Source organism: Candidatus Methylomirabilis limnetica (assembly GCF_003044035.1).
In the GTDB taxonomy this organism is placed as follows: Bacteria; Methylomirabilota; Methylomirabilia; order Methylomirabilales; family Methylomirabilaceae; genus Methylomirabilis; species Methylomirabilis limnetica.
In genome coordinates, this window is record NZ_NVQC01000022.1 from 308,155 (window position 1) to 334,927 (window position 26,773).

The following is a 26,773-nucleotide window of genomic DNA, read 5'->3' on the forward strand; positions in this document are numbered from 1 at the left end:
CCGGGCTCATGGACCTAGACGAACCACCGGCCCATCTGTTCCGTAGAGGCGCGGCAGCGCTTCATAATAATCCCACGCTTGTAGCGAGCCCTGGGCAAGTATTTCTTCAGGTCCAATACGGCCTTTAAGAGAGCAGGTTCTATGAGGGCGACGTAGACCATCGCGCGTACCCCCAACCACAGGATCGGTAAGCAATCCCGTCGCAGTAGAGCTGGGAGTTCATTTTTGATCATCATTAAGGAATGATTCTTGAAGGAGTGATACTTCCGGAGCCACGGGACGCGCCGGCGATCATCTCTACGCTTCCACCCCCGCAGGTGATAGGCGATTGCTGCGGGGTTATACCGCGAGCCCCAACCAAGCAATTGGGCCCGCCAGCAGGTGTCTACGTCCTCCTTGTAGGCGAAAAAATCCTCGTCGAAATACTCCCCATCAATCTGAATATCATCAAGCATTGACCGTCGGTAGAGGACCGCCGCCCCGCAGATACTGAAGACCTCCTCGGGCTTGTCATACTGGCCCACATCAAGCTCCCCGTGTCCTCTGTCGATGACTCGTCGACTTCGAAAGATCAGGTGGCCAGTACTGTCAAGTATCCGTGGTGCGTCACCACTCGGCCCGCTGTCGGTTTGGGAGTCGCCCAGGAGGAGCTTGCCGCCCACAGAACCCACGCCAGGCGCCGAGACCATGACCCCCACCAATTCCTCCAGGTGCCGAGGTCCCAATACAACATCAGGATTTAGGAGCATGACGTGATCATACCCATCCGCTTCCCGAACGATACGGTTCGCTCCACCGCTGTATCCAAGATTGTCCTGCATCGCCAGGATCTGCACCTCGGGATAGGCGTTGCCGATAGGTCCAATCTCATCGGCGCGACTGTGGTTATCGAGTACAATCACCCGATCGGCCCGCATGGTCTGGCGCTTTATGCTATCCAGGCAGTCCGGCAGATGGCGGTAGTCACCGTAATTGATAATCCCAACCGCCACGCGCGGATCTGTCACGATGAGCTTCTCCCCGATGCCCGATCTTTCAGATAGGCTTCTAGCGCATCTCGCCAGTCGCTGAGGTCATCGAGATCAAGCGATCGCAGGTTCGCGTTATCCAGGACGGAATAGGCCGGTCGAGCGGCGCGGGCGGCATAGGCGGCACTGGTCGTCTCGATGAGGTGGGGGCGCACACCCGATAGCTCTAAGATCGCTTGGGCGAATTGGTACCAGGAGCATTCGCCGTTGTTAGTGATGTGATACAGCCCGTAGGCGCCAGTCTCGACCAATTGTCTGACCTTGCAGGCCAGCTCCTTGGCGCTTGTAGGGGTCACGATCTGGTCGCCCACCACACGGATTTCGCGCCCATCCGCTGCCAGTCGGAGTATCGTTTCGACGAAATTTCCCGCCTTGCCGCGACTGCCAGCCATTCCATACAGCCCGCAGGTCCGGATGAGGTAATACCTCTCCAGGGCGGCTTGAACAAAGTATTCGCCGGCTAATTTCGAGGTGGCGTATGCGCTCAGCGGCCCAGGTCGATCAACTTCCCGGTACGGGCTGAGCTGCCTGCCGTCAAAGACATAATCGGTGCTGAAGTGGACGAGCGGCGCCCCGATCTCCTTGGCGACGATCGCAAGATCCCTCACCGCAGTCGCGTTCACGGCGAATGCCCGCTCGGCGTAATCTTCGCACTCATCGACCCGATGGTAGGCGGCAGTGTTCAAGATCAGATTTGGTCGGTGCTTGATAAGAGTTTCCCGTACCTGTACCGGGTTGGTCAACTCCAGGTCAGCATGCGTCAATGGGATGAGGTCATGATTACCAAAGGCCTGCCGCAGTTCGCTCCCCAACTGCCCGTCAGCACCGATCAGGAGGGTACGCATCACTTTTTGGTCATAGCTCGAAAGTCTCCCCTTGTCGCAAATCAGGCTTGATCTCCCCGGTAGAACGTGACCGGAATATTGTATGGCCGATGATAGGGAATACGCCCTCACACGAATCGTGCTCGCAAGAAGTTGCATGCAAACCGTTTGATTCTGCGTGCCTGAAGGAATGTGCGTAGAAACCATTTAAAAATGGGAGCGGTCTCCGGGTGAACCATAAGCCCTGGAACCCACCCAACTTCCGTCAGGAAGCTATCCAATTGCTGCCGATGGCGTTTTGACAAGAAGGCGAACAGGAGACCTTGCGTGCGCGGCGACCGGCGTTTATCGGAAAAACGCCCTACGCCGAATGTCTCATTATGGTTCAGCTCAAAGTAGGCCTTAGATAGGAATGATGGAGGTTTTTGAATGAGTGTTCCCCATATTTCCATGGCGAGCGGTCGGATCTCGGCGGACGTATAGGCATGCGTCCGAACAAAGTCTGACCAGTACGCGATAGAATCAATGACGCCGGCCTGAAAATGCCGAATATACGAATCATACACCTGATTCTCCGCAGGGTCAGTGAGACGCGCAACCCTCACTCCGTTCCCGGAGACCTCATAGCGCTCTACGCCCCCGTGAGGGGAATTACACAGCATCTCGACAGGAGCAACAAAATCCAACAAATCGGCATAATCCGATTGCGCTTCGTTCAAATTCGGCCCAAAAGCGCTCTTCACGGCGTTGGATGGTTGGTCATTCAAATATCGAATCAATCCAAGATAATACCCGTGCAGTTGAACCGTCGGCATTGCATAGGCCAGGTTATCCTGGATGGTCCCGCGCCACCCTATATCAACAATACCGACTTTGGTACTCTGTCCAGGAAGTCCAACTGAAGCGAGATATGACGATAGGTCAGATTGCTTTCTGGAAAGCTCGCGCTCAATTTCCTGTCGCACCCAATCGTCGTTGAACCATGCTTGAACTCGCGAATCTTGCCAAGGATAGGTGATATCCTGATCAATATCTATGCCGTACGATGCAGCCTTATCTACAAACCGCGAAGGATCGATGCCCAGGGATGTCAGGAGGGCATTCATCGATTGTACGCTGTACTGATTCCAGATTCGCATCAGCTCAGTTGAGGTAAACGAACGAAGCGATCCTGCAAATGTTGAGATCCTGCTGACCTCAAGTAGCGTGCCTTCGGGCACAGAACATCCAAGGATACGACACTCAGCCGCACGCCTATAGAGTTCGAGGAAGAATTCCCCTTCACGAGTCAGAAAGAAGAGCCTGTCCACTTTCTCGGCAACCGCACATTCCATCAGATACAGGACAAAGCCAAAAAACCACAGGGAGGATTCGCGACCAAGCTCGTAGAATCGGGCCGACAGAGAACCGTCCTGGTCGTATCGAGAATCGCGAGAATCGCACAACAAATGAACGGCTCGTTGCAGAAAGTCGCCTCTGGCACGGAAACTGTCCTCGCGCATCCGGCGCTGTCGATGCTCGTTCTCCGGCATGTAGTGCGCAACAGCAATACCGATTTGTTTCGGCGATTCGACATCCGCCCAGAGATGATCCCCCACGTGGATGTGTCTGTCCGGGGTAATCCCGAGGCTCTCATGGAGGTAACGAAACAGCCTGCCGGATTTCTTGTTGAGTTTGACATCACATGAGACAACGCCATCCGGAGCTATTCCATCCATGTGATGGAATGAGAGAAGCTCCCTTACCATCTCGACCGGCAGGTAGAAATCGCTGAGAAAAAGGGTCTTGCGGGCGCGAATATCGGCAAGCACATCGGCAATCGATGGGTCGGCATATGAAATATATCGCTCCTGCTCCAACTCGACTTGCCCCAGCGCGATGCAAAGGCGTGAGATCTCTTCAGGGCTGAAAGTCGTCTTGATGCCGGCCAGATAGAGCCATCGCTCATACACCTCAAGATGACGATACTCGTCATCGCCTCCTTCTCGCCGGCTCTCCTCTCCAAGCTCTCTCTCTGCCTGCTGACGCAACCGGAGCAATACCCAGTGATCTCTGTGCTCTGGGGGGAGACGTCGACCGTGACAGTGCAACAGCCAGCGGCACACGTGCAACTTCACCGCATCCGGATGGCAACGCCGACGAAGAAGCGTGTCCCACACATCCACGGTCATCAAATGGTACTCAGAGGTCCCACCCGCCTCTGCCGCATTGTGTATTTCAAGAGGCATGGGACTGACTCATCAGCCGGCGAAGGGTCCGATAGCAGCTCCGCACAACCACTCGAACGCCAGGCGGCAGAAAGGCCAACCGACCTCTATCCGGAATAGAGGAAGAGAACCCTCCGTAATTCCCATTGTGATTCCTATATGAGTGAGAGACAACAGGAGGGATTTCGTACATCGGCTCCAGCTTCACCTCTGGAAGATCTTTTCCCTGCAGCAAACGTTCAACAAGCTCCAGGAACTGGCCCAATCCTTTCTCCAGCGGACGCTCTGCCATGTATTCCAGACCCGCCCGACTCATTCTTGCAGCCAATGAGGGTTCTCCGAGGATCCTCAAAAGCCCCTCAGCTAATGACTCCGGTGTCGGATCGCAAAGCAACACCGCGTCTTGTGGGAAATCATACAGGGTACTTTCCCGGAACATTTCCACGACAGGAAGACCTGACGCCATCATCTCAAAGGGAATTCGAGAAGGATTGGAGGAGCTGAGGCATAACCCCACAGTACACTTGTTATACAAACGATTGCATTCTTCCAGTCCTAGTAGGCCAAGGTGCTTATGCTCGAACCACGGCCCACCGGGATCTTTTGAGCCGTAAAGATATATCGTCACATCAGGCATCAACTGTTTAACGATGCCCAGGGCTTCCAGGCCAATCTGGGTACAACGCCTGGTTTTTTCCGGCTGAAACACGAAGCATATCGCCCGTTCTCGCCGGATGTTCGGCAACTGTCGATAGATGCCGAGATCGGCACAGAAATCAAAGAAGGCCGCCTGTATATCGAAGCGCCTTTTCAGCCTCGCAGGAAGCCATCGTCCGATAGTAATCGGATACAACCCGTATCGAAATGAGTTTTCCGCCATCAGAAATCCATCGCCCATGGGATTAAACCAGGCCTCGTAATCCTGAACGAAATACGCCTTAATGCATGGGAATGGCAGATCTCTCACGATCTTCGCGGAGTACCAGATTGTTGCGAAAACGAGGTCAGCCGGATGCACGTTTGACCAACCGAGTCGCACATCGTCAAACTCAAGACCGAACATTCTTGCAATATCTTTTTTTAATGATCTTTCGAATAAATATTGATGGTCCTCAAGATACAGCACACAACGGTGCCCCTGTTGTTGCAAGAAGGCCGCATGCTGGAGAATGGTGCGGTGCCCCCCAGATCCCTCAAGGAGGTTCGGAACGAGCCATGCGATAGTGGCCATTTTCTACTTACCCATCGTTGTGTTGAGGATCTTCTGAATTACACCCCGTCGAGTAGCGTGGGGGAGTTGTACCCCAGCGCTCTCACGTATACAGGTCCGCCAAGGTAATCGAAGCATAGACTCGATTATTCCGCATACTTCCTTATGTGCCCGGTTGAGCAGACGGCCGGCATCGCCGCACTATAAGGTAGGTTACGAACAGTTGCACGGGAAGGAACAGGACCATAGCAATCCCAACTATGACTAATATCGCAACTGGGTCGCGTATAAGGGCGCTCACCAATTGATGAGTATCCAAAGTTATCGAGCTCAGAATCACCTTATCGTCGGAGCTGATCCGGATTGCCTCGCTTCCACTTGGACCCATCACGCGAAATCCTTGTGCGCCGCTCGACAACGTGAGCGTACCTGATTCATCAGCATAAATCTGCCCACCTTTGCCGCCATTAAAGACTAAGCCCTGCCCTTCTCGCTTCGTGTGGAGACGCATGGCACCGTGTTCGAATACCGGCTGGTCAAAGTCAATGCCGATCCCAGCCTCCTCGAACAAACCGTAAATAACCCGGCCGTCCTTAGCAAGGCTGTTATACACCACCATGGCAGCCTTCCACTGGCCCTTGCGGTTGGCGGAATCAGGCGAATCGGAATCCTCACTACGAATCTCGATCGCCTGAGTATTCTGCTTTCCGAAACCAACCACCTGAACACCCGTCTTGGCCAATACGCCGGCATTCTCGCGCCCCCAGCCTTTCCAATCCTTGCCGGCGTTTAGAACGTCTATCTCGAGACCGACAAGTTGGGCATCAAAATCGTTGGCATTGAAATGTGGCCGGTCCTTCGGCACGTACTCCTGCCAGTATAGGGGCCAAGACCGCGCCGAAAGGAACCCGCCCCACACTTTGCTGCCAGGCACAAAAGCGCCCGAGTCTCCCCAGATCGCCACGCCGTTAACATTGGGATTAAAGTTCCACACCTCACTCATGAGGTTCTGGTAGTGATTGTGCCTGCTATGATATTCGGTGGGCGAGCTAAACTTCGTTGAGCTATATTCCTTCGGGTTAGACTTCCAATCGGTAACCCTGGCGTCAGGAGTGATGACGTCAGAAATTGTGATATTCTGCCGCAGGCCCGTGCCAAGATGAGCGTACTGGCCCCAGATGCCTTCCAGCCGTGGATGGTGACCACGCACCAGGTTAATACCACCTCCATACCTGAAATCGAGAGTCCGGACATGCTGAGGAATTCTGACAGGAAAAGGGCCACGCGGAGCATCCTGCCCGATGACGATCAGCGGATTATTGCTCAGTTCGGCCTTGGAAATAATCGAGGCTGCCTTATCCCAGTTCTCTTTAGTTAGCTGAAAAGTTGTAAACCCGGGGAGCCCTGACCGTTGTAGTGCTTCTTGGGCCCAAGCAACCTTGGAAAAGATCGCGCATTGTGCCAACAAAAGGCCGAGATAGAGCAATGTCTTCATGTGTGCCCTCACGCCACACCTCCGAATGCTTGTCTTACCCTTCATAGGGCAAGTGCAAGGACCTCCGTTACAGAGAAATCCTGAATCGATGGCAAGTGCAAGGACCTCCGTTACAGCATTTCCAATCTGCCACATAACGAGGCGGCAGAGAATAAACCACCTCTTGAAGTAAAGGTTGTTGCTGTGGCTCTCTACGGCGCAGTAAGTAAAATCAGCACGATCCAAGCGCTTGCCTTTGGCGCGCTCCGCCCATCGCTGCACGGTCGGCGCAGACACTCCGTATTGGGTGGGCTGCGACCTCACGCAGCGATTGTCCAGCACGTACCCCTATGACCATTTCGCGCCGCTCTTGCTCAATCTTGTTTTTTTACTCATGTTGATCACCTCCATGAAGTGTTTTCTACCATCTTACTGTAATGGAGGTGCTTGCACTTAGCTGTAACGGAGGTCCTTGCGCTTGCCCCTTCATACGATGCCACCAATAGCGGCCCCTCGAACGATCACAGCAGAAGCAGAGCGATCTATCAGTCAGTTGCCTTTTGCCCCACTCAACACGCCAGATGGCAGTTTGCGTTTGAGAAGTAACCACAGGCGAATCAGGGGATCTCCTTTAGCCCCGAGAGTTCTCGCCTAGTCTCGTCAAGGCGTTCTTGAAGCTCCGCGATCCGCTGATCGCGGTTCTCGATTGCCTTCTCCATCTGCTGCATGGCCGTCCAGCGTTCCTCCACCATCTGCGCTTGCGCCGCAATGGTCTCGTCCCGCTCGCGGATCATAGCCTCCATGCGCTGCATGGCCGTCCAGCGTTCTTCGATCAGGACCGTTTGAGCAGTGATAGTGTGCTCTCTGCCCAGGATGTGTTGCAAAGATAAAAACAGACCTGTGGGCAAACCCAGTTCGCCGGCCAAGCGCTGCAGATCCCACTCTGTATCGCTGGTGGTCGCCAAGTCCAGAAGTTGCGCCCCAGATACACCCGCCATCCGTTGCACCAGACAATACAGCGTCGGAAGCGGCAGAAAACTCTTATTGTGAAGCAGCGCGGCATACGCATTGCGTCCAGCTCTACTCGGATTGTCTGTTGGAGTAAGTCGCTGTGTAAGCGTCCAGATCGCCTTGGCATGCACAAAGGCATTCTCGCGGATGTGACACCAGATGTCGCTTTCCGAGATGGTATTCGAGCCGTGAACCCTATAACTGAGCAGGTTTTCACGTACCCAGATTGGCGGACAATGCACCGTTGCCCTGAGAACCCAGTCCCAGTCGTGGGTGTATCTCAGCGCGGCGAACTCACCCACGGAATCGTATAACGCTTTTGAAAAAAAGAGGTTGGAGCTGGTCATCGCCACGTTGCCCGCGAAAAACAGGCTCTCTAATGGTGTCTTTTGGCAACGTTGCTGAAGTATCCTATATTCATCGGCCCTCTCGTGTTCCGGCGCCGGGTGTCCTTCATCATTGATGAATTCCAGATCCGAAAATACCAATGCGCCGATTCCATGAACCTGTTGCGCTTCTTGAATCAGCACCTCAATCCGTCGACCGTGGAACAGATCATCGGAATTGAGGATGGCGATGTATTCGCCGGATGCCTGATGGATACCCACATTGATTGCCGCATGAGCACCGTTATTTTGTTGGGTCACAATCTTGACGCGCGGATCTCCCGCGTAGCGTGTCTGCAGCAGATCTACACTATTGTCCTGGCTGCCGTCATCGACGACAATAACCTCCAGATCCCTGTACGTCTGGGACAGACAACTGTCAACCGCAGCCGCCACGTACTTCTCGTGGTTATACGACGGAATCACTACGGTAACTAATGTGTTCATATTCCTTGTCAGCTAGTGTAGTGTTGCATAATTAGCTTGACTTATATCTCCGCATCGGTTAGGGTGGCTAAGGAGGTGAGACCGATGCGGACCGCGTGTGACATTGTACTGACGGACACGGAACGAAGCACGTTGCAACGCTGGTCGCGTGGTCGTAGTACCCCGATCCGAGTGGTGCTCCGATCGCGCCTGGTGCTGTTGGCGGCACAGGGTCTGATGAACAAAGACATCGCCACCGCCGTGGGAACGTCGCGCCAGAGTGTCGGGCTGTGGCGGTCGCGATTTGCCGCGCAGCGACTGGCGGGCATCGAGCAGGATGCGCCTCGGGGAGGGCGCCGGCCGACCCGTCGGGATCAGGTGGCTCGGCTGATTCTGGAGCGGACCACCCAGACGGTGCCGTGCAACGCCACCCACTGGAGCGTACGCACCCTGGGGACGGCATTGGGAATCTCGCCCACGATGGTACATCGTGTCTGGAAGGCCCACGGGCTCAAACCCCATCTGAGCCGGACGTTCAAGCTCAGCAATGATCCGAGCTTCGTGGAGAAACTTCTCGATATCGTCGGGCTGTATCTGAATCCGCCAGAGCACGCCTTGGTGCTGTGTGCCGATGAGAAGAGTCAGATCCAAGCGCTCGATCGCACCCAGCCGGGTCTGCCGCTGAAGAAGGGGCGGTGCGGGACGTACACCCACGACTACAAGCGGAACGGGACAACCACCCTGTTCGCCGCCCTGGAACTGGCGGAGGGGCGACTGATCGGATCCTGCATGCCCCGGCATCGCCATCAGGAGTGGATCACCTTCCTCACACGCATCGATACGCAGACCCCGGCGGACCTCGATCTGCATCTGATCATTGACAATTATGCGACCCACAAACACCCGGCTGTGCAGCGGTGGCTGCAACGACACCCGCGCTTCCATATGCATTTTACTCCGACGGCCAGTTCCTGGTTGAATTTGATCGAGCGATGGTTTCGGGAGCTCACGGATAAGCGTATTCGCCGTGGCACCTTCCACAGCGAGCAGCACCTGATTCAAGCGATCATGGATTACATGACCGAACATAATCAGCACCCCAAATCATTTGCCTGGACGGCCAAGGCCGAGACCATCCTCGCGAAAGTCGCCCGCGCCAGAGCTGTCTTGGATAAGTCAGCATCAGCGTGAAACACTACACTAGATCTGTGTTGTGAGCCTGCTCGTCATATCTTTGCGTGGGGGAGATATTCGTAAATATGATCGTCCGGAGAGATCTGTCAACGGGGGAGATTGCCCATCAGCAAATCCAGGATAATATCGTACTCCTTTTTAACCGTTATGAAAGCGCAACAATACTGCGCCCGCAATAATGATCATCCAGTACAAGACCTGAGAGCATCCCCCGTTCCGAACTCGACATAGATTCCGCTATGAATTGCTCAACCCTCTTCATCTCCATTCCAACCCGTTTACTGCCATTGACACACCAATGGGCCCGATCAGAAGCGTGGTCATGGGCAGCACGTCCCAGTGTCGTGAGTCACAAGGTTCGCTCGTTGGGAGCGATATACCATTTTATGCACCGTCCACAAAAATTGCTGGCCCCATCGGCACTCGTATGTTTCACGTCTGCATTTGCAAGGCGCATATTTTACTCGAATACAGCTTCCCGCTCTATATGATTCATAACTAAACGATAGGCGTTTTCATGATCCGATAAAACGCTGTCCATGCGAAAACGTTCCGCTGCCTCTTTTACGGCACTCCTCGCATATTGATATCGCAAATGGTCAGACGCGAAGTCAGCAATGATTGAAGCGCTTTCGGAAATAGGTACTTTCCAGTCCTGCAAGGTAATCAACGCGCCGGCGACGCCATTGCGGGTGGTAAGCATGGCGCGAATCTCACCGATATCACTGGCAACGACAGGCTTACCGGCACACAAGCACTCGATAATGGATAGTGGGACGCACTCGCCACGAAACTGAGACGGAAGAAAGCCTAAGTCCGACATCGCAAAGTAGTCCACAGGGTTGTCCGCAAAGCCTAGAAGATGAACAAAATCAGGTACCCCCTCTGATCGCAAGGCGGAAGCTACGGGTCCGTCGCCAAGCAACAACAAATGTATTGCCTTTCCAGAGAGTTCCCGAGCAGCACAAACGATCTTTATCGCCTCATACCATCCTTTTTCAGAAATTGCGCGACTCGCCAAGCAGAGCACAAAAGCGTCGCTGGAAATGCCCAATGTCGATCGATCGATGACGCGGATGGCCGTCGGCTCCAGGCCGTTGCCAATTTTGACGAATCTTTCGGGGCGGTAATATCCTTTTTTCTTAAATACTGTAAGGTTCTTGTCAGCGATGTAGCACCACAGATCCACGCTGTTGACGATCGCCCCCAAAGTGTGCTCGATCTCACTATCGCTGAGAATCTCATACATTCCATGCATAGTCGCTATATGTCCTGTCCGGTATTTCATGTGTACGATATTTGTCGCGAAAAAGTGCTCCGCCGATGCGTGATGAGAATGTATCAGTTCGATGCCAAAAGCTCTGATCAATTGATCGATCGATCCGATCCTCGAATTACACTCGAAAACAGGAATATCCGAATATAGCAATTGTCGGATCTTGAGGTTAAGAGACTCACGATTATAGTTGAAGAACGTAACCGCATATCCTCTCTTTTTTAGTCCGTTCGCCAGCCTAATTGGGACAATTTCACCCCCGCCGGTAGAGAACGAATAACAAGCCATCAAGATATTGGGCCGGCGCGCTGACTTGCACGCGAGTACACGTTCCTTGTCATAAAGCTCGATCGGTAACGGTTGTCCCGGCCGGCTAAAGGTGTCTTGCCAAAATCTCTCTACAAATGCGTGGTGACGTCGAATGACATCATTAGAGACATTGTAAAGTTCAACAATTGTTCTCGCTACGGCTTCATGCTCTTTATAGTAAGTTTCGTTCCGATAGGTGCCGGCTGAGGAGTTAGCGTTATGAAATCTATAGTAATTCACAGTAGAATTGGTAAATGCGATTTTCCCGCCTCGTATGATATGAAGATAAAATATCCAGTCGCCGCAAATCTTCAGGTTTCGCCAGTTCTCGTCGTCCAGTAAGGCGCAACTGACCGGGCGGCGAAATACGGCGCTACTAACATTTGGAATGGTGTTCTTGAGCCCAAGAGCGGTTGCCACTTCGCTGTGGGAAGTCACAATATAGTCGGATTGCCATTTATCTTTGTCGACATCGCACACATAATTATGAAAAGTAAAAGCAGTGGCATTTCCGTAACCATCCACAAATACCGACCGAGCATAAGCGAGTTGAACAGTCTCGTCTGCGAACAACGGTACAAGTTTTTCCAAGAACGTCGTCTCGCAAAAATCGTCACTTTCGGCGATCCAAACGAGATCCCCGTCGGCCATTTCGAAGCCTTTTTCCCATTGGTCAAATACGCGGCCGCTATTTTTATCGTTAAAGCACAATGTGGTGTTGTCACCGTAGGTAATCGCGTAATCCCTTAGTATCTCGCGGCTCCAGTCCGAGGAGCTGTCATCGAGTAATATGACATCGAAATTCCTGTAGGTTTGATTATAGATGGACTCGAGCCGCTGTTTAAGAAATCCGGCATGGTTATAATTAGGCACGATCACCGTTACCTTGGGGCGGAACGAGGCGTGGGAATTTTCGAAGCGCTCGCTCGGATTAAAGTTATCCGGAAAGCAGCTTCGTCCCCTCGTTGAGGTCGTTTCAGGATATTTTAAAGACGACGAACTCTCTGCCTCAGCGAAAACCTCGACTATTTCATTCTCAACCTTAAAGAGTGGTTGCTCACGGCGTTGCAAAACTCTTGAGAGAAATGCGACAGCGCCCACAACCTTTCGAGCAGCCAGGTTCCAATAATAGCGGAAGGCTCGAAGAGGCCTCGTGAAAGTCCATGATCTAGACCCGTACACTTGAGCCAGTTCCTGTTTCAGGAACAGGATCTGCCCGTCGCGATCGGCCACCGCCTGGGTGAGGTCGGTGATCTGCCCGTCACGATCGGCCACCGCCTGGGTGAGGTCGGTGATCTGCCCGTCACGATCGGCCACCGCCTGGGTGAGGTCGGTGATCTGCCCGTCACGATCGGCCATCAGTGCGCCAATCGCCTGCTCTAGCTCTTGAATCTGCCGATGTTGGACAAGCAGACGCGCCTGCACCTTGGCCTCCCGCTCCTGGGCGAGGGCCGCCGCGGTTTCGGCCGAGACGGCGCGAGACTCTTGTTGCTCGGCCTGCGCAAGAGGCGATTGGGGGAGCACCAGAGTCTTCTCGCGCTCCCGCGCCTGCTGTTGGGCGTGCGCGATCAGCTTCAGATAGGGCGTAGCAGACTCTCTCTTCGGCTTATGAGTGTGGGTGGCATCTTCGTAGATCTTCTCAAGCGTGGCAACATGGGCCTCCATTGAATAGAGCGTATCTGGCCGGATGTTCCTGCGCATCATGTCCAACAGCTCCGGCTTATCCAAGATTTCCTGGAGCCGTTGGGCCAGATTCTCTGCATCCCCAGCCCGAAAGGTCAGGCCGGCCTTCCCGATTCGCTCCGAGAGGGCGCCACGGTCCGAGACGAGGGTCGGCAGCCCCAACTGTAACGCCTCGTCAATGGTAAACGAATAGGATTCACTGGTAATGGAAGGGAAGACAGCGAGGTCAAGGTCGAACGCCTGCAGGTCGGCCGACTGATAGGCGCCATGGAATTGAACTGAGAGGCCGCGCGCGAGATCGCGAAGTCGTTCCCCGTATGCCTGTTCCAGGGCTGTTCCGATCAGATGGACCTGAACGGCAGATGGATCGTCCAGACGATGCAGCGCCTCCAGGAGCAGGTGCGTACCTTTATGGTACAGGAAATAACCCCAATGCCCGATCTGCAGCGGCCGATTTGGGAACGCCGACAGCCCCGTTCGCCTCTCCTGCGCCATGAGGGTCTGGAGACTTCCATGCGGGAGAACAGTCAAACGGTTCTCCGGAAGCTCAAGCAGCTTAAGCAGCAATGAACGGTGAGCCTCTGACGGTACGATGAGGGCCGAGGCCAGCGCAAGTTCCTCCCCTATCATCTGTTGACGTAATGTCAGCGCAGCAGCGACCTCCAGATCCGTCTGCCATTGAGTTCGCTCGACACAGTGCAGACATGGTGCGGTCAAGAGGGGTTCTTTGCAAAACGACCCCTCTCGGTGGATCCGATGGATTCGTGGGCAGGAGGTCCACACATCGTGCAGCGTCACCACCACCGGAATACTTAGGTCCGCGCAGATCGCCACCAGGTTATTGGTTAATTGGTGCCAGTGATGCACATGAACGATATCCGGCCGACACGAAGCCAGGGCACTTCGCAACGCTTGCTCCACCTCCGGATCGTATCCGTCCATCCATCCATAATCTCGTCCTTCCGCACGGTAATACCGCGTCACATCGAGACCGTCCTGCTCTGTCGTGACGGTCGTCGCCTTCGCGGTCGACTGTCCCGTCCCGGCGAACACCGCCACCGTATGACCGCGAGATCGCAACTGCGCACAGACAGCCTCGCAGTAGCGCTCCGTGCCTGCGATCGACTCTGGTGGAAAGCCGTGAACGATCTGGAGGATTCTCATGATTGGCTACCGCGCCTCAAATGCCTCTACGTAACGGGCTGATGGCAGATGGATCGTCCTGTAGGCATTCAGGCCCGCCACCATGTAGAGGTAATCGTTATACCGAAGCTGGCTCTGGTATTGGGTGATCGCCTTGCATTTCAGGTCCCAGACCGGCGTGATGTCGAGGATATGCGACGGGTGGACTGTGGCCCAAATCTCATAACACCAGTCTCTTACGGGGATGATGTATCGGCGAAGCGCCTCTTCAACGGCCACCCCGAGCGCCCAATGATCCGGGTGGATTTCGTTGATCGATGGCCGATAGAGGATATCCGGTCGTTCGATCGCAAGCAGCACCCCGATTCGCTCCACCAGCTCAGGGGTGGGGGTGAGTGTGCCGTCCGGGTAGTCCCAATGTTCCAGATCGCTCACCCCGAGGATGGCGCTCGCTCGCCTGCTCTCCTCGCGCCGCAAGGCAGGGTAGTCGCACCCCACATAGTACCCCTTCGGGTCTCCAGCGGCCCCATCGGTCACGATGACGACCTTAACCCGGTCGCCTTGCTGGCGGTGAAGCGCAATCGCCCCGCCGCACCCAAGGCTCTCGTCATCGGCGTGGGGGACCAGGACTAGCACCGACCCTGGAGGCGGCGCCGCCATAATGCTAGGACGCGCAGGCGGTCCCATCAAACCCCTCCGCACCCCACACGTCAAATCCCCCCGTGCCCCCCTTTACAAAAGGGGGGGTGGGGGGATTTCGCACCTCGCGCTCTGCGACTCGCACGGTCTTCAATAGATATCCGAATCGCCCATTGTGTAGTACCAGTGCCGATTGACCCACTCAAGCGAGACATCGGGGACCTTGGTCAAAGCGACGAGATGATACAGGGTGGGCTCAAGCCGGTAGCCTCGCTCTGACAGTAGACGATGGGGCCAGGCAGTGGCCGGAAACCACGCCTGCAACTGGGTCATCCCCGCCTCACGACTGCGTCGCTCACAGTGGTGGAGCAGCAGATCCGCCGTCGTCGCATCCCCAGGCGGCACGAGCCAATCTACCAGACAGGCGATCGGCTGATCCCTCACACCGAGGCGCAAAATTGCCACGCCGGCGAGATCAGCGTCGAACCATCGGCGCGCCGCGAGCAACGTGTACCGAACGTCAGGGCAATCGGCATATCGCCAATTGAGATATCGGGAATCCCGAACCGTCGCCACGCCCAATCCTGGACCGATCTGAGCCCATAATCGATCGGCCTCATCCCCGAAGCGATCGATCGCGTCAACCCTCAAGCGTCGAGTACGCCAGGAGGGTCGTGTGCCATCCTGACCATTGAGATCCAGGACTAGGCACATGACCGGGTGCAGCGGAACATACCCTGCCACCCGCTGGCCGATCCGAAGCGCCTCCGGCGTCGGAAACCCATAGCCGATCGGCACCTGTCCCGATACCAGATACTCGTTGATATAGGCATCGGCCAGCGTCCCGAATAGACCGGGCCGCTTGAGACCACGTCGAAAGCGGGGGTCTACCGCGACGTCGATGATCTGGGTAAAGATCCGGGTCTGCCCTCCGTAGGTCGCCCTTGCCGGCAAGCCCACGTACTGCCCCACGACCTCCCCGGCCGGCGTTTCCGCCAGCCGCATAAAGTAGCGGCCGACCGGGTTAGCCTGAAATTTCCAGCGCCAATGATCGAGGGATCGAGCCACGCCGAAGACGCGCTGAAAAAGATCAAAGATCCGGACTTCATCTCCTGACTGGTAGGGGCGGATCGTCCACCGGCCGGCCGGATCCTGACAGATATCGCCGTCGAGGGCTGCAATCGGTTGCTCACGCACGTAACTGTCCTGGACGCACGACTGCTGGCGCCCCATTGACGGCCACAGCCTCTACCTCCCAGTGATGTTCCAGATAGCAGAGCCCCAGGGCCTTGATGTTGTGAATTACCTCAAACTTGAACTCCCGCGGCCGGCGATCGTAGATGTGAAGGCCATGCTCGTCCAGGAGGGAGACCGAGACGTCATAGCTCCCCGCCAGCAGCGCAAGACGGGGAAACCGTAGCTGGACGCTGCCCGAGCAGGTAGAGGGGGCCACATCGGCAACATGGGTGCCCGTCGCAAAAACCATCACATCGTCGTTTCGATGGATGAGCACCGCCACGTGGACGACGGTTGGCGACTGCGGCACCTCGTACTCAACGGTGACGGTCAGATCCTCTCCCGTCACGAATTGATCCCGCGGCGCGTCATCTCCGTCTCGACTGAGCTGCACGCGGCAGATCCAGGGGAATGCCGTTGGTCCTCGATCCTGGGCGGGAGTCGACTCCCTCGGAATCTCCCGTTCACGCAGATAGCTCTCATAGCAGCCGACCACTCGCGACGCCTCGCCGGCCTCGGCAATTCGACCGTCTTTCAGCCACAGGGCTTCATCAGCAATTAATCGAATCTGATAAAGGTTATGGGAGCAGAAGAGGATCGTCTTCCCGGCCTTTCTAAACGCCTCGATGCGGTCGATGCAGCGCTTCTGGAAGTACTGGTCCCCAACCGAGAGCGCCTCGTCGATGATGAGCACGTCTGGGTCAACGCTGGTGACGACCGCGAACGCCAGGCGGACGTACATGCCGCTGGAGTAGAGCTTCACCGGCCGATCGATAAAGTCCCCGATCTCGGCGAACGCCGCAATCTCCGGAAGCCGCCGCGCCATTTCCTTCGGCGGGATCCCCATGATGGTCCCGCTCATCAGGGCGTTTTCGCGACCCGTAAACTCAGGGTTGAAACCGGTGCCCAGCTCAAGGATGGTTGAGATCCGCCCTTGTGTCCTGATCTGTCCGGAGCTGGGTCGCAGAACGCCGGCGACAAGCTGCAACAGCGTGCTCTTGCCGGCTCCGTTATCGCCAATGAGACCGAGCGTCGACCCACCACCAACATGAAAGCTCGCATCGTGAAGAGCCCAGAACTCCTGGTGATACCTGCGGCGACCGCGGCTGAGAAACTCTTTGAGACGGTCTTTGGGGTTAGCGTAGATCCGGTAGACCTTGGATAGCTGCTGGGCCTCAATGGCGAACATCAGAGCACGTCGGCAAAGGCAGGTTGCATCCGGGTAAAGACACGATAGCCCACGAGAAAGACGATCACACCGATCGATGCCAGGAGGGCGACGCCCCCCCATTCCGGGAACTGCCCCTTGAGGATCAGGCTCCGGTAGGCCTCCACCAGGGCGTACATGGGGTTCATGGCCAAGAAGATTCGCATGCCCTGGGGAACGACCGATGGCGGATAAAAGATCGGCGTCAGAAAGATGCCGAGGGTCAACATCACCCCCAATATCTGACCCAGGTCTCGAATGAACACCGTCGTACCCGCAATGATCCAGGCCAGCCCAACGGTCAGCACGACCTGCAACAGAAGGATCACCGGCAACAGAAGCATGACAGGCCTCATTGGATGGCCCGTCAGGAGCAGTGCGACCACCAGAATTGCGAATCCGATCAGCTCAGTCACGACCCCGGCGATCACCGGATAGACCGGCAGGATCTCTGAGGGAAACACGTTCCGCTTAATCAGATTCGCATTTTCAAAAATCACACCAGTAGAACGATTCAACCCCTCAGCAAATGCGTTCCACGGCAACAGACCGCAGAACAGATACAGCGCGAACTCCTCCGTCCCTTCGCTGGCGCCCACCCGGACCTTCATGATGGTTGAAAAGACAAAGGTGTAGAGCCCCAGCATAATGAGCGGGTGGATGACCGACCATAACAGCCCGACTGTAGACCCCTTATAACGAGCCAGCAGGTCTCGTTTGACGAAGCTCCAGATGAGGGTTCGATGCCGGTACAACCCAAAGATACGTCCCACGCCAGCTCCCTATCTACAGCCGAAGTCAGGGTTGATGTCGGGCAGCTCTTGTTGCACCAGCGTGGTCTTTCCATCCCTCTCGACCGTGCGCTCGTCAAAGAGGTGAAAGTGGCTGGCATCGCACGTTCTGCACAACGCGATCTCCTCGTATCTCCCCATTTCGTGAAGCCGTCGTGCGCGTTGCAGCAGTCGCCCGTTCCAGATCTCGTACAGGCTTTCATCGGGGAACCGGCCGATCACGGCATCGCCCCAGTTGTCCTCGCAGCAGAGGACTGCCGTACCATCCCACCCCATAATCATCTGCCGATAGATCAACGGGCATGGTTGACGCAACTTGACGGGAAGGCTTTCCTCTCTTCGCACCGGTCTTTTCCTGGAAACGGTAATCGATTCGACATGACCCGCCCATTTCTCAAGAAACATCTGCACGTCCGCCTCTTCATGATTGACCATGCGCAAGGATACAGACGGTTTCCCGCCAGTTCGTATGTCCAGCAGAAACCTGATGTTCTCTTCCACACGTTCAAGCACCGCGCCCTTTCTGTAATGCTCGAACACGTCCTTTTGCGCGCCATCCACGGAAAAGGAGAGTGAATCTACCCCAAGTTCGACTGCCGCCCGTGCCCGGTCTCGATCGAAGAGAGTGGCATTGCACAGGAAGCCAACTGAGATATTGGCCTTGCGCTTGGCATCACTGACGATATCAAAGAACTGGGGATGTAGGAGGGGTTCCCCTGCGCCATAGATGTGGAGATCGATGCACACGGGCCATGAGCCCAACTCCTCTATCGCGCTGCCCCAGACCTCTTTACTGATATATCCGATCGCCCGATCCCGCTGGACGCCCTCGCCCCAGACCGAACACATCCGGCACCGAAGGTTACAGGCATTCGTCGGCTCCATAACCATGCCCTGAGGGAACTGCGGCGCACGCAGGCCTTTGGCTCGCGTAAGCACGCCAGCGATCTGTTGCAATAGTCCCATCAGTTCACCCGGATCTCGATCAGGCTCTGATAGGCCGGCTCCCCGCGATCGAGCTCCTGTAACCGGCGGTTGTAGTACCGGTTCACCTCGCGGCAGTCGTCCGGTCTGGTCTGTTGCAGGGCGCTGAGCACAAGCGCCAGCAGCCAGGTGTTGCACCGGGTGATCGGCTCCACCGTGTACGACAGGCCCCGATCGCGCAGCCAGGTTTCAACCTCGACCAAACTGGGAAGACCCATCTGGAGGTGCTCTTGCAGGTACGGATTATCCGGCGCCAGTTGGCTCAGAAAATGGTCGATCTCGGCAGCGAACGGGGTTTCGCGAAATGGGCCGGTCAGATAGACTCGCCGCCTTGCCACGCGGACCAGTTCCGCCAGCAGCGCCGGCCGGTCACTTTCGGGGACATGCTCCAGCACGTGATGGCAGGTCACGATATCAAACGAGCGAGGCGGAAACGGTAAGGCCCGACCGTCCAGCCCCGTAGTTTCCAGATCGGCCACGGTCACCCGATTCCTCGGCAGGAAGGCGGAAAAGAACCACTCGCGCCCGCCTACGTCCAGAATGCGAAACGGATCGTCCCCCAAAGCGGCGATGCGATCGGCCACCAACTTGAATCTGGCATACATCTCCAGGTTCATGACGGTAAGATCGCGACTGAGCTCGACGAACCGCTGGATGGCCTCGTCCCACCCTCGATACGTTCGAGCGTCCTCCGGCGGCAGGCCGGGCGCGAGCGCCACATGCAGGCTTGCGCCCTGGCCGCAGGCGAGAAGCGGCTTGACCTCCTCGATCAGGTCGCATTCGCTATGGGGCGACGCCAGCCGCAGGCAACCGGCATCCAGATCACCCTGGATCGCGGGTGCGCGGCTAAGTACAGTCGCAAGAGCGGTAGCACTGAGGTCCACTACGAGCGTTGGCCAGACTTTCCCCGCCTGACCGGGATACCCGACCAGCGCGCCGGCGCCAAACACCAGCCTCGGTCCCGGATGATCCAGGACGGCTCGCCAGAAGTCCCCGAGCGCTTGCCCGGCGGCGATGCTTACGCCTTCTCCCACGTCCAGATGCCCAGCGGCGTGAAGGTGTCGGGCTCGATCACTCTGGTGTAGTAGCGTCCCGCCTGCAACCGATCCCAAAAGCCGGACGACAGGTGAAACTCGCGGCCATGAAGAAAGCCGGCGGCGGAGGGAACAAAGAGCGGGTCGTACCCGATCTGGGTGAGGAGCAGAGAAGACGCTCGTCCGTCCGGCACCGAAAAGCACGGCGGCGTCTGGCATCGCCCCAGGTCTATCACATCCGTTTCGCTTGTTGCTCGTCGCCCGCGTGGGGCGAGCCGCCCCGCTGCAGCCTGCGCCAGCGCGTAGATCGCCGTTCCGACGCGGCCATAGTATGACCTGACAAAGCGCGCCTGCGACTGTCGCGCGTACCCCTGCGCTACGCCCGATGAGGACTTGGCGCTCTGATTGTAGTAATGCACGATCTCCGCACCCGGTACATGATGGAGCTGATACCCGGCCTGGCTCACCCTCCGGCACCAGTCCGTATCTTCATAGTACAGAAAGTACCCCGGATCGAACCCGCCGACTGTGTCCAGAATCCGTCGGGATGTCATCAGGCAGGCGCCGGAGAGCATCGACACCGGTATCGGCGTCCCGCTCGACCAGCACTGTAGCGCTCGCCGGTGCCAGGCCCGACTCATCCGCGCTCCTACGCGGTAAGAGCATTCGGCAAGAATCCGCTGGATAAAAAAAGATAGGGTCGGTGGATCCCCTGGCGGTAACTGCCACTGCCTGTCCGCATCGATCCAGATTCGTGGTCCCACCGCGCCCACCTCCGGATGCTGATACAGATGCTGAAGCAGCGCATCAAGGGCGCCGTCCAGCACCACGGTGTCCGGATTGAGGAAGCAAAGGTACCGACCTGTGGCCCGCTGAATCGCCAGGTTATTGGCCTGGCCGAACCCAAGATTCTGTGCGTTCAATATCTGCACGACGTGGGCAGGCAGTTGCTGTAAGGCGGCGCGGTCGGCCGGCGAAGAAGCGTTGTCCACCACCAGGATTTCCAGGCGCCCGTCGCGCCCATCCGCCGCCGCGAAGCGCTGCGATTCCAGGGACGCCACAGTCTGTAGCGCCAAGGGGGCCACGTTGTAGTTAACAATGATCACGGTCAGATCGACCGCCTCCGACCGACTCACTCACACCTCCTCGCCGCTGCCTCGTGACGCCGACGCTTACACAATTCGGATAAATTATGACTCTTCCGGAACTCGCGTGGATTGCTTGTCCTTCCCTCTCCCTCTTGGAAGGAGAGATACACCCGTATCTGACATTTTACACGCTTGCGGTTGCCTTGTCCTTCCCTCTCCCTCTTGGAGGGGGAGGGTTGGGGTGAGGGTGGGACAGGGCGTTCTCAATCGCCTGCAACACCGGCTCAAGATTACCTAACACTTCGTGATCCCAGAACCGGAGTACCCGATAGCCTCGGTGAATGAGGAATTCCGTACGTCGCTCATCGGCTGGGATTTGAGTGCCATGGTGGCCACCATCGACCTCCACCACGAGCCAGTGTGCCGGACAACAGAAATCTACAATGTACGAACCGATGGGATGCTCACGACGAAACTTGGCGCGATGAATCTGTCGGTCGCGCAACTGCCACCACAGCACCCGTTCACAGTCGGTCTGCCTCCTTCGGAGTCCTCTGGCGAGCCCACGGTTCATGACCCCCTCACCCTGGCCCTCTCCCCCGTGTGGGGAGAGGGGACTTTTTTGCTGCTCTTCGCACCCACTGGGGGGAGAGGGGGCTTTTAGGCCTTTGAACCATGGGTGTTACCCACACAATTTCCGTAAGAACTTAAATTGTAGCGGGTATGACCTGGCGCGTCAAGTGTTCCGGCGGCCCCTAGAATAGCGATAGACTGCGCAATCATTCGATTCTTCCCGTCATTGCGAGCGACTCACGGGAGCGTGGCAATCTCAGTGCAATAATGCGTGATTGCTTCACTTCGTTCGCAATGACAACTTTCTATCGCTGTGCTTGGGGCGGCCATCGGCGACGCGCCACCGGATGAGTTCCGGGTTGACAGGTTTCGCGGACTCGCTATACTCACGCGGAGGATGAGACTGCGACAACCGTTTACCATACAGACATGAAAGGAGCGAACATGAGAAAACATATCTGGAGCGCCATCGGGGTGGCCATGTTGCTGTCGGCCTGCGCAACCGTGTCACAGACCGGCCGGACGGAATCGGATCTGCAGGCCACACTCGCGCGGCTGCAGGCACACCGTGAGCAGGGCCGGACCGGCTCGGTCTGGGGCTTCTTGTACCTGCGTGAGCCAGGAGTGCCGACACCGCTGAAAGATCGGGCGGTCACGCTGCTACCGCTGACTCCGGGGTTGGAGACCACGATTCACCGGGTGCGACAGACCTACCGGGACGGCGGTTATGCCATCCTGCCGTTTCAGACGCTTGACCAGCTCAAGCAGGCGCTGGACAGCTACCGCACGCAACTGAAGGACGCGGGGCGCGGTGACCTGATCCGGCAAACGCGTACCGACACTGCAGACGATCCCAAGTTTGAATTCAGCGCGGTCCCGGAAGGGCGGTGGCTACTACTGGCCGAGCTGCCCTCTCCACCGTCGCTGGCGGTCTGGATCGTCCCGGTCACCGTCACCGCCGGGGCTGCCACCAAGCAATCGCTGAACGACCAGACAGTTATCGAAGGCCTGATTCAATAGGGGGGCAACGCGGTCGTCATTGCGAGCCGTAGGCGAAGCAATCCCGTGGCGACACCGCCAAGAACAGTCAGATTGCTTCGGCTTTGCCTCGCACAATGACAGAAGGGGGGTCATTGCGAGCGACCAACGCGAGCGCGGCAATCTCACAGCCCTTCAAATAAATCATCCCGCGTCGGATTCATTCCATTGATCAACTGAAGCTTCCTCGCTCGTGAACCCGCTTTGAGCTGCTTCTCCCGAACTATCGCAGCCTCGATATCGTCATACACCTCGTAGTACACCAGCTCGGTGAGATTATACCGCTTGGTAAAGCCCTCCACCAGTTTAGCGCGATGCTCGTAGACGCGTTTGATCACGTCACTTGTGACGCCGACATACAGCGTGGTGTGCGCCTTAATTGTCATAATGTAGATGTAACCGGGCCTTTGCATCTCCGCTCATTTACCTATCAAATACGGTGAGATTGCTTCGCCTGTGCCTACTCAGAAACTTAAGCCGGTATTGGGAGTGGTGTTAAGCAATAGCCCAACTGAGCGGCTTGACGTTGTAGTGATTTGGTATGTCGGTCATGTTGTTGTTGGTCATACGCCTTGGCAGAGGCATGTCGATAAGGCTGACGATGCGTCAAGAGATGATAAATAATGCGCGCCAATTTATGAGCGGTAGCGACAATAGCTTGTGCGCCGCCCAAACGTGCCCGCATCCGCCGATAGAATGCGCCCAGGGCGCTCTGACTGCGACTGAGCGATTGAGCCGCCAGGCGCAAAGCCTGGCCCGCCCGATTGTGAACCTTCAGGGTGCGACTGCGAATCACCTTGCCGCCGGTAATATCATTGTGCGGTGCCAGGCCCAGCCAGGAACAGAAATGCTTTTCCGTTCGCCACTTGCTCATGTCTGTCCCGATTTCGGACAGCACACCTTGAACCGTGCTGTCATCCAGTCCATCCACCACCGTCAGGTCAACGCCCGTCAACCGATACAGGTGGCCTCGCACATCAAAGGTCGGCGCGTTCTTGCTGTGCGAGTTCACTTTGGGGTCAGGTGGCAAGGGCGGCAAGTCGTCATCAAACCGGGGTGTGAGGGCGCTGTATTGTTGTTCGAGTTGGTGGTCACAGATGTGCAATTGTTGAGTGTAGAAGTCATACAGAGCCAAGGCTTGCTGAAGCGCAAAGACGTGCTCGGCGCGGTAGTTGCCGGTCAAGGCTTTGGCAATCTCGTCCGAACTACTTTTGCAACGCGGGTTGCGAAGGCGCGCCAAGCGCACCGGGTCACGGTCACCGGCTACCACCGCGCGAATGATGTCCAATCCGGTCACGCCCGTAATGTCGCTCAACACCTGGGTCAATTGCACATTCATCTGTTGCAAGGCTTTCTGCATATGTTGAATATGCGCGGCGCGATACTCCAACAGCATGCCTCGATGACGCAGGTAGGCGCGCAAGGCGCGCATGTCGGCTTCGGGTCGAAACGACGCCGAGAGCAAGCCATAGCTGTGCAAGCGTTGAATCCATTGACAGTCTTGCACATCGCTCTTACGCCCCGGCACATTCTTAATATGTCGGGCATTGACCAGATACACTTCAAGACCAGCGGCTTCCAGGATTTCAAAGATCGGAATCCAATACACGCCGGTACTCTCCATGGCAACGGTCTTGATGCCACAGGTCTTCAACCACGCCACCAGCCTGTGCAGGTCGGGGGTGAAGGTACCAAAACTTCGTACGGCGGGGGTGGCTCGGTCAGTAGGCACACTCGCCCAAATTTTCTCCGCCCCAATATCCAGTCCAGCCGCATCGGGCTGAATGACGGGCAAGGGGCGGCCTTCAATCGATTTCTTTTTCTGGATCATGATCGTTCTCCTGTCTGCGCCCAGACCCGGTCACCTTTTCTCACGATAAGCTACTCATCGGGGTCTGACCAATTTACTCGCCAGCCGCCATACCTTGAGCCATTTGTGACCAGAACCACACTCGCAAGCGGGCTCATTCGCACCAGTGCACACACGGTCTTAGCTTGTCGGGCGCACCATCATTTTACACCACTTGCGCCTCTAAGTTTCTCCCACCTGCGGGTCAGGCCCAGCCGGATGGGATACTCGCAATGACAAGCGAGAGGTCATTGCGAGCGGACCAACGGGAGCGGTGGCAATCCGACACGCAGTGTCGTTGCGAGCCGTAGGCGAAGCAATCTCGTAGTAGCACCGTCAAGAGCGGGGCGAGATTGCTTCGGTCCCCTTCGCTTCGCTCTGGGTCCCTCGCAATGACGCGGAAGGAGGCCTTTCGGAACAATGACAGAAGGGGAAGAGAAAAAAACGGGCCAGGGGGGATGCCCCTGGCCCGTTGGTAAACGCCACTACTAATTAGGTGTGGCTACGGCAGAATGTCACCGTGTGACACGTCTTCCACCAAGCTAAAGGATCGGCGACAACCGGTCCCGGCGTTGCCACCAGCTCCGTCGGTGCCATAGGCGCAGTCGCCCCACAGCCGTACTGCGTCACCCCTGGTTGCAGTGTTTTGCACCAGGACGCCTACCAGCCCGCGCTCAATCTCATTCCCACCAACGGAACCAACGTCGACACCACCGATCCATGAGTGGGCAATCGCATTGTTCGCGATGTCGATGAAACCACCCTGGAAGAAGCCCGACGCCTTCCGATCGACGTCACCGGATGGGTAGACGCAGGAGCCGATGGTACCAGTGCCGTTGTACGGAGCTGTCACCTGGTTGGTGAAGAGCTCGTCCAACGTCCCGAAGATGTAGTGGCTGACCAAGTCGTCAGACTGTGCGTTTTCGCAAGCGTCAACAACATCTACTTCAGCGTCAATAAGGATACCCTCGTTCACATTGCCCGTGCTGGCGTCGTCCTCGAGATCCTGTCCGGGGGCCTCCCCATTCCGGAATGATTGGGCAGGACCGGCAACCGCCAAGGTGCTGGTGAAGGTTAGGCCATTATTGCTGCCCTCAGCGAAGAACATCGGTACGTAGACGCGGGCCGGGAACGACTCAAAGGCACCGGTCCACACATTCGCGTCGCCTTGCCCATCGCGGCTAACAATGTCAAATGCGGACGCGCCCGACCCGGCATCGCTGCTCCCTTGGCTGGCTGCCATCGGGTAAGCAACGGCAAAGTCCGACCCACTGTCGGAGATGAGCACCGTCCCCACCAGGACGTTCGCCCGCACACTCGTGTTCGTGTGACCTGATCCGGTGATAGCCCGTCGAACATCAATATCCACCCATCCCAGCTTGGACGCCAGCCCCCTGACGCCTCCCATATCAGAATCAGTCAGGATGTCAATCTGATCGATGTCCTGCTTGCTCAGATCGATCGTGAGGTTAATGTTATCGCAGGTCTTGTCATAAAACTCAAGATGGACGGCGCAGCTCGTCCCAGGTATCCCTGGCAGCGTGCCTGTTGGACCAAGGTTACACGTCCCGCTTAGCTGGCCGATGTCGGCCGTCTTCTGAAGATTGGCCCTCCGCGACACATTCGTGAGAAACAACAACGTGCTCCGGTCGCCAGAGATGTCCCAGTACGGGGCGACCAGGCGGGAGCCCGGGATCAACTCGGTGTTCGCCCACGCCGTGCCCACCGCCAGCACTGGGGCGACCGTCAACATTGTCGCGATCACTGTCTTTCGAAATGACGTCATACTCTTCTGCCTCCTGTTCTGGTTGATCGTGATCTGTGAGTGATCCACTACAGATTTAAAAACACTCGCCGCTTCCAGAATACCAATGCGCGTCGTTTCACCTCCTTCTTATCTTCCCCCCCAAGTTATCACCTATTCTTCGCGTCCTCGCCATCCATCTCTCGAGCAGCGGTTGAAAAAACGTTGACTGTATATACTCCGCCACTGCTATCGTGTCAAGCATAAAATGCATACCCACCAAATTGACATTGGGATGCGTCATTGCGAGTACCCCATCCAGCGGGGGCGGACCCGCAGGTGGCAGAAACTTAGCCAGTTTCTGAGTAGCGCAGCGAAGCAATCTCGCAGTTCTTGCCTGTGTCACCACGGGATTGCTT

Annotated in this window: 20 protein-coding genes; 2 read left to right on the forward strand and 18 right to left on the reverse strand. The window is 56.6% G+C overall.

What is annotated here, in order from left to right:
* Window positions 1–14 precede the first annotated feature (14 nt).
* The 6 genes from CLG94_RS08880 to CLG94_RS08905 all read right to left on the reverse strand — a co-directional run bounded on the left by CLG94_RS08880 (window position 15) and on the right by CLG94_RS08905 (window position 8,587).
* Window positions 15–1,007, reverse strand: a complete 993-nt coding sequence (locus CLG94_RS08880) for a glycosyltransferase family 2 protein (RefSeq protein ID WP_161954105.1) — start codon at window positions 1,005–1,007, stop codon at window positions 15–17.
* A complete protein-coding gene (gene rfbD, locus CLG94_RS08885; protein ID WP_161954106.1) occupies window positions 1,004–1,873 on the reverse strand; it encodes a dTDP-4-dehydrorhamnose reductase in 870 nt (289 codons plus the stop codon). Before rfbD ends, CLG94_RS08880 begins: the two co-directional genes overlap by 4 nt.
* Before the next feature lie 107 nt (window positions 1,874–1,980).
* Complete coding sequence (locus tag CLG94_RS08890; protein ID WP_107562717.1) at window positions 1,981–4,080, reverse strand: HAD family hydrolase; 2,100 nt, start codon at window positions 4,078–4,080, stop codon at window positions 1,981–1,983.
* Entirely contained in the window at window positions 4,070–5,122 is a 1,053-nt protein-coding gene (locus tag CLG94_RS08895) for a rhamnosyltransferase WsaF family glycosyltransferase (RefSeq protein WP_239993187.1), read from the reverse strand. The genes CLG94_RS08890 and CLG94_RS08895 overlap by 11 nt, the downstream gene beginning before the upstream one ends.
* Before the next feature lie 310 nt (window positions 5,123–5,432).
* A complete protein-coding gene (locus tag CLG94_RS08900) occupies window positions 5,433–6,764 on the reverse strand; it encodes a hypothetical protein (protein ID WP_133174679.1) in 1,332 nt (443 codons plus the stop codon).
* 596 nt (window positions 6,765–7,360) lie between these two features.
* On the reverse strand, window positions 7,361–8,587 hold the full coding sequence (locus CLG94_RS08905) for a glycosyltransferase (protein WP_107562722.1): 1,227 nt from the start codon (window positions 8,585–8,587) through the stop codon (window positions 7,361–7,363).
* An 84-nt stretch (window positions 8,588–8,671) separates the two neighbouring features.
* On the opposite strand from CLG94_RS08905, the gene CLG94_RS08910 reads away from it, so the two are divergent.
* On the forward strand, window positions 8,672–9,757 hold the full coding sequence (locus CLG94_RS08910) for an IS630 family transposase (protein WP_107562724.1): 1,086 nt from the start codon (window positions 8,672–8,674) through the stop codon (window positions 9,755–9,757).
* A gap of 463 nt (window positions 9,758–10,220) precedes the next feature.
* On the opposite strand, the gene CLG94_RS08915 is transcribed toward CLG94_RS08910, so the two are convergent.
* From CLG94_RS08915 to CLG94_RS08955, 9 genes are all read right to left on the reverse strand, one after another.
* Window positions 10,221–14,192: a glycosyltransferase gene (locus CLG94_RS08915; RefSeq protein WP_107562726.1), complete on the reverse strand. Its 3,972-nt coding sequence runs from the start codon at window positions 14,190–14,192 to the stop codon at window positions 10,221–10,223.
* A 6-nt stretch (window positions 14,193–14,198) separates the two neighbouring features.
* Window positions 14,199–14,858 (reverse strand): PIG-L deacetylase family protein, encoded by a 660-nt coding sequence (locus tag CLG94_RS08920; RefSeq protein WP_107562727.1) that lies wholly within the window; start codon window positions 14,856–14,858, stop codon window positions 14,199–14,201.
* A 102-nt stretch (window positions 14,859–14,960) separates the two neighbouring features.
* Entirely contained in the window at window positions 14,961–16,007 is a 1,047-nt protein-coding gene (locus CLG94_RS08925) for a GNAT family N-acetyltransferase (RefSeq protein WP_161954107.1), read from the reverse strand.
* Entirely contained in the window at window positions 16,000–17,235 is a 1,236-nt protein-coding gene (locus tag CLG94_RS08930; protein ID WP_161954108.1) for an ABC transporter ATP-binding protein, read from the reverse strand. The genes CLG94_RS08925 and CLG94_RS08930 overlap by 8 nt, the downstream gene beginning before the upstream one ends.
* Window positions 17,235–18,026 (reverse strand): ABC transporter permease, encoded by a 792-nt coding sequence (locus CLG94_RS08935; protein ID WP_107562733.1) that lies wholly within the window; start codon window positions 18,024–18,026, stop codon window positions 17,235–17,237. Before CLG94_RS08935 ends, CLG94_RS08930 begins: the two co-directional genes overlap by 1 nt.
* 9 nt (window positions 18,027–18,035) lie before the next feature.
* Window positions 18,036–19,010 (reverse strand): radical SAM/SPASM domain-containing protein, encoded by a 975-nt coding sequence (locus tag CLG94_RS08940; RefSeq protein WP_107562735.1) that lies wholly within the window; start codon window positions 19,008–19,010, stop codon window positions 18,036–18,038.
* Window positions 19,010–20,062 (reverse strand): class I SAM-dependent methyltransferase, encoded by a 1,053-nt coding sequence (locus CLG94_RS08945; RefSeq protein WP_161954109.1) that lies wholly within the window; start codon window positions 20,060–20,062, stop codon window positions 19,010–19,012. Before CLG94_RS08945 ends, CLG94_RS08940 begins: the two co-directional genes overlap by 1 nt.
* Window positions 20,047–21,198, reverse strand: coding sequence for a glycosyltransferase family 2 protein (locus CLG94_RS08950; RefSeq protein ID WP_107562739.1), 1,152 nt, complete (start codon window positions 21,196–21,198; stop codon window positions 20,047–20,049). The genes CLG94_RS08945 and CLG94_RS08950 overlap by 16 nt, the downstream gene beginning before the upstream one ends.
* Window positions 21,199–21,334: 136 nt before the next feature.
* Window positions 21,335–21,724, reverse strand: a complete 390-nt coding sequence (locus CLG94_RS08955) for an endonuclease domain-containing protein (protein ID WP_107562741.1) — start codon at window positions 21,722–21,724, stop codon at window positions 21,335–21,337.
* Window positions 21,725–22,167: 443 nt separating this feature from the next.
* Here CLG94_RS08955 and CLG94_RS08960 point away from each other — a divergent pair, with 443 nt between their 5' ends.
* On the forward strand, window positions 22,168–22,743 hold the full coding sequence (locus CLG94_RS08960; RefSeq protein ID WP_107562743.1) for a hypothetical protein: 576 nt from the start codon (window positions 22,168–22,170) through the stop codon (window positions 22,741–22,743).
* 143 nt (window positions 22,744–22,886) lie between these two features.
* On the opposite strand, the gene CLG94_RS08965 is transcribed toward CLG94_RS08960, so the two are convergent.
* The 3 genes from CLG94_RS08965 to CLG94_RS08975 form a co-directional block, all read right to left on the reverse strand.
* On the reverse strand, window positions 22,887–23,174 hold the full coding sequence (locus tag CLG94_RS08965) for a GIY-YIG nuclease family protein (protein WP_193450646.1): 288 nt from the start codon (window positions 23,172–23,174) through the stop codon (window positions 22,887–22,889).
* Window positions 23,175–23,233: 59 nt separating this feature from the next.
* Window positions 23,234–24,592 carry an IS110 family RNA-guided transposase gene (locus CLG94_RS08970; protein WP_107562745.1) on the reverse strand — a complete coding sequence of 453 codons (1,359 nt, stop codon included), beginning with the start codon at window positions 24,590–24,592 and terminating at the stop codon, window positions 23,234–23,236.
* 520 nt (window positions 24,593–25,112) lie between these two features.
* Entirely contained in the window at window positions 25,113–26,396 is a 1,284-nt protein-coding gene (locus CLG94_RS08975; protein WP_107562747.1) for a hypothetical protein, read from the reverse strand.
* Window positions 26,397–26,773: the final 377 nt, after the last annotated feature.

Bases quoted from the DNA above. Each gene is read 5' to 3' on its own strand.
- rfbD (WP_161954106.1), bottom strand. From the start codon at position 1,873: ATGCGTACCCTCCTGATCGGTGCTGACGGGCAGTTGGGGAGCGAACTG.
- CLG94_RS08890 (WP_107562717.1), bottom strand. From the start codon at position 4,080: ATGCCTCTTGAAATACACAATGCGGCAGAGGCGGGTGGGACCTCTGAG.
- CLG94_RS08895 (WP_239993187.1), bottom strand. From the start codon at position 5,122: ATGTTCGGTCTTGAGTTTGACGATGTGCGACTCGGTTGGTCAAACGTG.
- CLG94_RS08900 (WP_133174679.1), bottom strand. From the start codon at position 6,764: ATGAAGACATTGCTCTATCTCGGCCTTTTGTTGGCACAATGCGCGATC.
- CLG94_RS08905 (WP_107562722.1), bottom strand. From the start codon at position 8,587: ATGAACACATTAGTTACCGTAGTGATTCCGTCGTATAACCACGAGAAG.
- CLG94_RS08910 (WP_107562724.1), top strand. From the start codon at position 8,672: ATGCGGACCGCGTGTGACATTGTACTGACGGACACGGAACGAAGCACG.
- CLG94_RS08915 (WP_107562726.1), bottom strand. From the start codon at position 14,192: ATGAGAATCCTCCAGATCGTTCACGGCTTTCCACCAGAGTCGATCGCA.
- CLG94_RS08920 (WP_107562727.1), bottom strand. From the start codon at position 14,858: ATGGGACCGCCTGCGCGTCCTAGCATTATGGCGGCGCCGCCTCCAGGG.
- CLG94_RS08930 (WP_161954108.1), bottom strand. From the start codon at position 17,235: ATGTTCGCCATTGAGGCCCAGCAGCTATCCAAGGTCTACCGGATCTAC.
- CLG94_RS08940 (WP_107562735.1), bottom strand. From the start codon at position 19,010: ATGGGACTATTGCAACAGATCGCTGGCGTGCTTACGCGAGCCAAAGGC.
- CLG94_RS08955 (WP_107562741.1), bottom strand. From the start codon at position 21,724: ATGAACCGTGGGCTCGCCAGAGGACTCCGAAGGAGGCAGACCGACTGT.
- CLG94_RS08960 (WP_107562743.1), top strand. From the start codon at position 22,168: ATGAGAAAACATATCTGGAGCGCCATCGGGGTGGCCATGTTGCTGTCG.
- CLG94_RS08965 (WP_193450646.1), bottom strand. From the start codon at position 23,174: ATGCAAAGGCCCGGTTACATCTACATTATGACAATTAAGGCGCACACC.
- CLG94_RS08970 (WP_107562745.1), bottom strand. From the start codon at position 24,592: ATGATCCAGAAAAAGAAATCGATTGAAGGCCGCCCCTTGCCCGTCATT.
- CLG94_RS08975 (WP_107562747.1), bottom strand. From the start codon at position 26,396: ATGACGTCATTTCGAAAGACAGTGATCGCGACAATGTTGACGGTCGCC.